We start from the raw sequence: 5954 nt of genomic DNA, 5'->3' as shown, positions 1-5954 counted from the left end.
GAGAAATGGTCGGAGGACATCGCGGCGTCGAAGCCGCACTGCTCTGCGCGCCGCACGTCCTGGAGCAGTTGCGCTGGGTCGATCTGCTCGTGCGAGCAGTGGACTCCGATCGTCGTCATGTGCGCGTTTGCCCCCAACCCGATCTCGTCGACATGTGGCAGGTGTCCGCTGCGCCACGACCCCAGAGTGCACCCGATCATGGTGCTCTACACCTTCGAGGCAGGTCCGGCCCACGGCCGTCCGACGATTGAGTGATAGTCAGGCTTATGCGCCGATTGCTGCTGACCGAGAACATCACCGCCGACGGGCGGATCGAGATGCTGGACGAGTGGTTCGACCCGTCGCCGGACGGAACCATCCAGGACTGGCTGGGCCAGGTGCAGCTCCGGGGCGCGTCGTCCGATGCGATCCTCTTGGGCCGGCAGACCTTCGAGGACTTCCGCGGTCACTGGCCGCAGCACACCGACGAGCCGGCCGGCGCCTACCTCGACCCGGTGCAGAAGTACGTCGTCTCCTCGTCGATGACCGATCCGCAATGGCGCAACTCGACAGTCCTGTCCGGCGATCCGGTCGACGAGGTGCAGCGACTCAAGGACGGAGACGGTGGCGACATCGTGTTGACCGGGAGCATCACCTTGGCCCACGCGGTGCTCGGCGCGGGGCTCGTCGACGAGATTCGGCTGTTGGTCCATCCCGCCGTCCAAGGCCGTGGCAAGGCCCTGGTCGACGAGGGCGGCTCGCTTCCTGATCTCGAGCTGCTCGAGTCGAAGTCCTTCCGTTCCGGCGTGGCGCTGCTCCGGTACGCCGTCACCGGAGGTTGAACCCCGCCGACCAACGGTCGGGTCACTCCGCCGGTACGGACCTCAGGATCTTGTGCATCGCCTTCCCCTTGGCGAGCTCGTCGACCAGCTTGTCCATGTAACGGATCTTCTGCATCAGCGGGTCGTCGATGTCTTCGACGCGGATGCCGCACACGACGCCGGTGATCAGCGACGCATTCGGGTTGAGCGACGCGTCGGCGAACAAGTCCTCGATCGTCGTGCCCGCGTCCAGGTGACGATTCAAGGCCGCCTCGTCGAAGCCCGTCAGCCACTGGATCACCTCATCCAGCTCGGCCTTCGTACGCCCCTTCTTCTCCACCTTCTCCACGTAGAGGGGATAGACCGAGGAGAAGCTGATCGCAAAGACTCTGCTCACCGCTCAATCGTATTACGGTGGGTCCATTCCGAGCGAGGAGCCCACCGTGACGACTGCACCCGAAGTCCCCCTCTGCGACGCGACGGCGATGACCCGCTTCCACGGCATCTTCCGCGAGGCGCTCGACGCGGCACCGCGCTTCGTCGGTGCTGCACCGGCCGATGACGGCGACCGCGCGGAATTCGTGGGGTCGTACTACGACAACGTCCTCAGGTTGCTCCACGCGCACCACGAGGCCGAGGACGTCACGATCTACCCCCAGATGGTCGAGCGCCTCGCCGAGCAGGCCGACGTCATCAACCGCGTGAACGCCGAGCACGAGGTCGTCCTCGGCTCGCTGGAAGCCGCCGAGCAGGCCGTGTCCGCCTGGCGTGCGGACCCGTCGAGCGAGACCAGGGACGCAGCGGGCGCCGCCCTCGCGACGTTGAAGACGATCCTCCTGGAGCATCTGGACCATGAGGAGGCGGACGTGGTGCCGCTCATCGGGCAGTGCATCACCGTCGCCGAGTGGGACACCATGAGCGGGACCGCTTTCGGGATGTTCTCCGGCGACAAGGTCTGGCTGGCCGTCGGACTGATCCAGGAGCAGATGCTCGCCGAGGAGAACACGAAGATGGAGGCGAACATGCCGCCCCCGGTCCACGACTTCTGGGTGAACTCGGGGCGCACCATGTTCCAGGACTACGTCGGCGAGCTGCGCGCCTGACTACAAGCCCGGGATCACCGTGGCCAGCCAGGTGTTGATGGCGGCGCGGATGGTGGGAGCGTCCTTCTTCAGGGAGTGGTCGCCCGACACCACGGCCAGGGTGATGTTGCTGGGCAGGGACTCGCGGTCGGGCATGCCGAACGGATCTCGCTCGCCCTGGACGACCAGGGTCGGCACGGTCACGGACGTGAGCTCGGGTAGCCGAGAGCGTTCGGGGCGGCCCGGCGGATGGACCGGGAACGCCAGACACAACACTCCGGCCGCACCGACATCGTCGGCGGTCCGGCAGGACACCCGGCCGCCGAAGGACCGACCGCCGACGATCAGCGGCAGGTCGGAGAGTGCCGCGCCATGCGCGTGCTCGGCGACGGCACGCCACGCGGCATCCACCTGGGCGGGCGGTGCGGGCGCCCGTCTCCCCGCGACCCGGTAGGGCTGCTCGACCAAGGCGATCGCGAGGCCCGCACCCAGCGCCACCTCGGTCGCGAGGCGCAGGTCGTGGGCGGTCACCCCGCCGCCCGCCCCGTGGCCGAGCATCATCAGCCCGACTGGTTCATCGGACGGCCGGGCGACGTGCACCCGCGCGTCGCCGTGCGGGGTCGGGACGAGGGAGACCGCGAGATCGGTCATCTCATGTTCACGGCACGGTCCTTGAGGGCGGCGTTCAGGTTGTCGTGGTGCTCCTGGATCGCGCTGCCCATGACGGCGCGGAACACGGGGAAGAGCAGACCGGTCACGGTCTCGACGTGCGTCACCAGCACCGTGCCGTCGGGCTGGGAGTCGATCTCGAACTCGCGCGTGCCGGCGAAGAGACGGTCACCGCCGACGTTGCCGTGCCAGCAGAATCGCCGCTCGGGCACGAGCTCGGTGATCTCGGCCTTGACCTTCGCCGACGGACGGCGCGGCATCGCAAGGGTCAGGGCCAGCGTGCCGCCGAGCCGGGCATCACCACTGATCGACGGCACCGACGGGTTCCACTCCGACCAGCGCTCGAAGTCGATCAGGATCCCCCACACCGTCTCGGCGCTCGCCGCCACCGGGAACGTCGTTCGAAAGACCGCCATGGAGATGCAGCCTAACTGGCGCGGGCGTCGAGCTCAGCCACCAACCGCTTCGGCGCGATCATCCGGTACGACGCGTCGACCAGTTCGGCGATCTCGGTCCAGTCGACCTCGGGGTCGTCGAGGTCGATCGCGCGGGCGCCGAACGGGCCGTAGTATGCGGGCACGAAGTAGCGCGGGTCCCGGTCGAGAGAGGGCAGGTCGACTGGCTCGGGCGTGAAGATCAGCGCGCTCGGAACCTGCCGGTGATTTCCTGGGCTGAGCTTCTCCGACCCACCGAACGCAGCGAAGATCTTGCCCGCGCGAAACGTCGGCCGGCCGTGAGAGACCTTCTCCTGCGCGCCAGGCAGAACCAGTGCGATGGCTCGCAACTCGGCGAGGCCCGGGTCGTCGTCGCTGAACATCACCGGATGCGCCATGATCGAAAGGCTAGTCCGCCATCAGACCCATTGATCGGCTATCGGATCAGACGCACCCGAATGGGGAGGTCGAGCTCGGCCCACGCGCGATCGGCGGTCAGGACCTCGGCAGGGTTGCTTCGCACCGTCAGTGCGAGGCAACACCGATAGCCGAGCGAAAGGCTCGTGCCTCCTTTCAGTGACCGCATTGCTCCGGCCAGCTCCGCATCCTCCTCGAGGACGGGCTCGATTCCGACTCCGGCTGCGGCAAGAAGCTCACGAACGCGACTGACATCGACTCCGGCGTCGACCAGCTTCCCGATCACCTCGGCGAGGTTCGCCGCGCTCAGGGTTGCCGAGAGGAGTTCGGAGGCCACCATCTCGGCACCGGGCTCGTCGTGCAGGAGGGCGAGTACCGCGGACGCGTCGAGGACCGTCACTCGCCAACCGAAGCCGCGAGGCGACGCTCGGCAAGCAGTTCGTCGACCAGAGAGCGCGATTCGGGGACCTCGGAGGCCAACCCACGCAGCTCGGCAGCTGCATCCTGTTGCCGTTCGAGCACGACTCGATGGCCCACGAGATGCAGATGCAGACGATCACCCGGAGCAAGTCCGAGTGCCGCGCGAATCTCAGCAGGAATGACCAGGCGACCCTGCTGACCAAGTACGAGTGTGGCATTCATGGCTAAATGATGCCACACAACCGCTATCCATGCCACGACCTGGGCATGAGCGGGGACGCGGTCCGGGAGCCACGTGCGGCAAGATCTTGCTCCTTGCTGGTCGATCTCATCTTCGGCGACGCCGTGAGTCTGGGAGGGTTCATCCCGGTTACCGTGCTCGTTGTCGCTCTCCTCGTGTCACGGGCCGCGGTCCGGCGCCTCCTCGATGACACTCCGGCCTTGGGCTGACGCCAAGACCTCGGCGCGACGCCGACCGGTGTGGAGCACGGTCAGCACGGCTGCCGCGCCGGCGAAGCAGGCGAGCGTGTAGAGGTCGCTGCCGATCGGGGTGCCGTCACTGGTGACGCCGTTCGTCGCGTCGATGAAGGCTGGGAGGGCACCCGCCCACAGCACCGCCATTACGGCGACGTACGCAGCTGGGTAGATCCGCGCGAAGGGCGTCATCGGCTCGACCTCCTCAGTGCCACGGCGGCGGACATGCGTGATGAGCACCCACGCGCCGGCCAGCCACAGCAGCCCGAGCTCGATCCCGAGGATCCACGCCTGCGCGGTGACGTTGGGGGTCTCGCCGCCGAACGCACCCGACGGGATCCCGGCCACGGCCATCGCCGGCGGGGTCAGCACGCCGGCAACGACGATGCGCCAGGTCAGCGACCAGCCGCGTCGCGGTCCCCCGTCGGCGGCTCGCGATCCCGCCAACCGGACGACGAGATACGTCATCACGCCGAACGACACCGAGGCGAACAGCACCATGCTGTTCATCGGCACGGAGGCGAGCGCTGGATGGTTGACGTCGGTGTTGGCGTCGTTCCACGCCCACCACTTCAGCTGCGGGCCGAGCTGGTCGAAGATCTCGTAGAAGACGTGGCAGACGAAGGCGACGGCGACCGACCCCACCAGGGCGCCCCGGTGACGGAAGATCCCGAGCACCCGCACGAGCTCGTACGCCAGCTGGGTGAGCGCCGGATAGATGGCGATGATGTAGAGCGGCAGGCGGTCCCACATGAACTGCACCGTGAAGATGTTGTGGGCGAAGATGAAGCCGTACTGCTGGTCCAGACCGAACCACTCCGGGAAGTACAGCGGCGGCTCGGTGACGAACAGGTAGACCAGGGGCGCGAACCACAGCGCCAGGTTGATCGGGTCCCCACCGCGGAACCGGCGCACGGCGTGCACGAGCGCGAAGACCGCGCCCGCGATGATCACCAGCTCGAGAACCGGCATCGTCCAGCTGGCCAGGTCGAACGGGTTGTGCACCGAGACGACCGGACTGACGTCATGACAGTCGAAGCCCAGCTTGCGGGTGACCTGCTCGGCGGCCCGTTCGCAGGTGGCGCTCATGGGGTTGCCATCGTCCAGTCCGTGCCAGGAGGCTCCTGCTGCGAGTCGAAGCCGAACGGCAGCTTGTGGCGTCCCAGTGCGGAGTTGATCTTGTAGCGGAGCAGCCCGGCGAGGACGCGAGGGCTGGTCATCATGTCGGCGAGCGACTCGTCCATGTTGAAGACACGCGCGAAGTGATCGTCGATGACGGCGTCCTCGCGGGCAGCGCCGGTGACCAGGTTGAACATTGGCCACGTCATCGACGCCAGGATCCGACGCTTCCACGCCGGCACGGTCTCGGTGCCCGTGGCGCACTCGTAGCCTCGGTCGCGCGCCATCGCCATCGCCCACGGCACCTTGAGGGCCTTGCGCTGCTTGGCGAGGAAGCGCTTGAAGAACGTCTGATCCAGCGCGGTCACGGAATGCATGGAGTCCCGCAGGAGAAGAGCCGAGCCCGCGGCTGCGCTCATGCCCTGGCCGTAGAACGGGTTGAACGCGCAGATGGCGTCACCGACGAACACGATGCCCTGTGGCGCGGCGGGCCGCCGGTCGTAGCGCCGCCACTTGTTGCCGGTCGAGCGGGTCAGATG

The 5954-nt window shown here is 67.5% G+C and carries 10 protein-coding genes; 2 read left to right on the top strand and 8 right to left on the bottom strand.

Translation table 11 applies throughout. The features are described 5' to 3' along the window. Positions 1 to 266: 266 nt before the first annotated feature. Positions 267 to 821 (top strand): dihydrofolate reductase family protein, encoded by a 555-nt coding sequence (locus ACRDPN_RS14770; protein WP_431449422.1) that lies wholly within the window; start codon positions 267 to 269, stop codon positions 819 to 821. Positions 822 to 843: 22 nt separating this feature from the next. Here the strand turns inward: ACRDPN_RS14770 and ACRDPN_RS14765 are convergent, their stop codons facing one another. Further along, on the bottom strand, positions 844 to 1197 hold the full coding sequence (locus ACRDPN_RS14765; RefSeq protein ID WP_431449420.1) for a DUF2200 domain-containing protein: 354 nt from the start codon (positions 1195 to 1197) through the stop codon (positions 844 to 846). Positions 1198 to 1243: 46 nt separating this feature from the next. On the opposite strand from ACRDPN_RS14765, the gene ACRDPN_RS14760 reads away from it, so the two are divergent. Beyond that, positions 1244 to 1903 carry a hemerythrin domain-containing protein gene (locus ACRDPN_RS14760; RefSeq protein WP_431449418.1) on the top strand — a complete coding sequence of 220 codons (660 nt, stop codon included), beginning with the start codon at positions 1244 to 1246 and terminating at the stop codon, positions 1901 to 1903. Here ACRDPN_RS14760 and ACRDPN_RS14755 read toward each other — a convergent pair whose 3' ends face one another. The 7 genes from ACRDPN_RS14755 to ACRDPN_RS14725 all read right to left on the bottom strand — a co-directional run. Beyond that, positions 1904 to 2533: an alpha/beta hydrolase family protein gene (locus ACRDPN_RS14755; RefSeq protein WP_431449416.1), complete on the bottom strand. Its 630-nt coding sequence runs from the start codon at positions 2531 to 2533 to the stop codon at positions 1904 to 1906. Next, positions 2530 to 2967, bottom strand: a complete 438-nt coding sequence (locus ACRDPN_RS14750) for an SRPBCC domain-containing protein (protein WP_431449414.1) — start codon at positions 2965 to 2967, stop codon at positions 2530 to 2532. The genes ACRDPN_RS14755 and ACRDPN_RS14750 overlap by 4 nt, the downstream gene beginning before the upstream one ends. Before the next feature lie 11 nt (positions 2968 to 2978). After that, positions 2979 to 3383: an MmcQ/YjbR family DNA-binding protein gene (locus tag ACRDPN_RS14745; RefSeq protein ID WP_431449412.1), complete on the bottom strand. Its 405-nt coding sequence runs from the start codon at positions 3381 to 3383 to the stop codon at positions 2979 to 2981. 38 nt (positions 3384 to 3421) lie between these two features. Continuing rightward, the gene (locus ACRDPN_RS14740; RefSeq protein WP_431449410.1) at positions 3422 to 3802 is read right to left on the bottom strand and encodes a type II toxin-antitoxin system VapC family toxin; all 381 of its coding nucleotides are present in this window, start codon (positions 3800 to 3802) and stop codon (positions 3422 to 3424) included. Then, the gene (locus ACRDPN_RS14735; RefSeq protein WP_431449408.1) at positions 3799 to 4044 is read right to left on the bottom strand and encodes an AbrB/MazE/SpoVT family DNA-binding domain-containing protein; all 246 of its coding nucleotides are present in this window, start codon (positions 4042 to 4044) and stop codon (positions 3799 to 3801) included. Before ACRDPN_RS14735 ends, ACRDPN_RS14740 begins: the two co-directional genes overlap by 4 nt. 177 nt (positions 4045 to 4221) lie before the next feature. After that, positions 4222 to 5385, bottom strand: a complete 1164-nt coding sequence (locus tag ACRDPN_RS14730) for a hypothetical protein (protein ID WP_431449406.1) — start codon at positions 5383 to 5385, stop codon at positions 4222 to 4224. Then, the coding region (locus ACRDPN_RS14725; protein WP_431449404.1) for an NAD(P)/FAD-dependent oxidoreductase at positions 5382 to 5954 on the bottom strand (573 nt) is incomplete at its 5' end. The genes ACRDPN_RS14725 and ACRDPN_RS14730, both read right to left, overlap by 4 nt.

It is taken from the genome of Aeromicrobium sp., from assembly GCF_050700635.1.
In the GTDB taxonomy this organism is placed as follows: domain Bacteria; phylum Actinomycetota; class Actinomycetes; order Propionibacteriales; family Nocardioidaceae; genus Aeromicrobium.
Note: the sequence above shows the minus strand (reverse complement) of the source record. Positions and strands in the feature narration are given on the sequence as shown.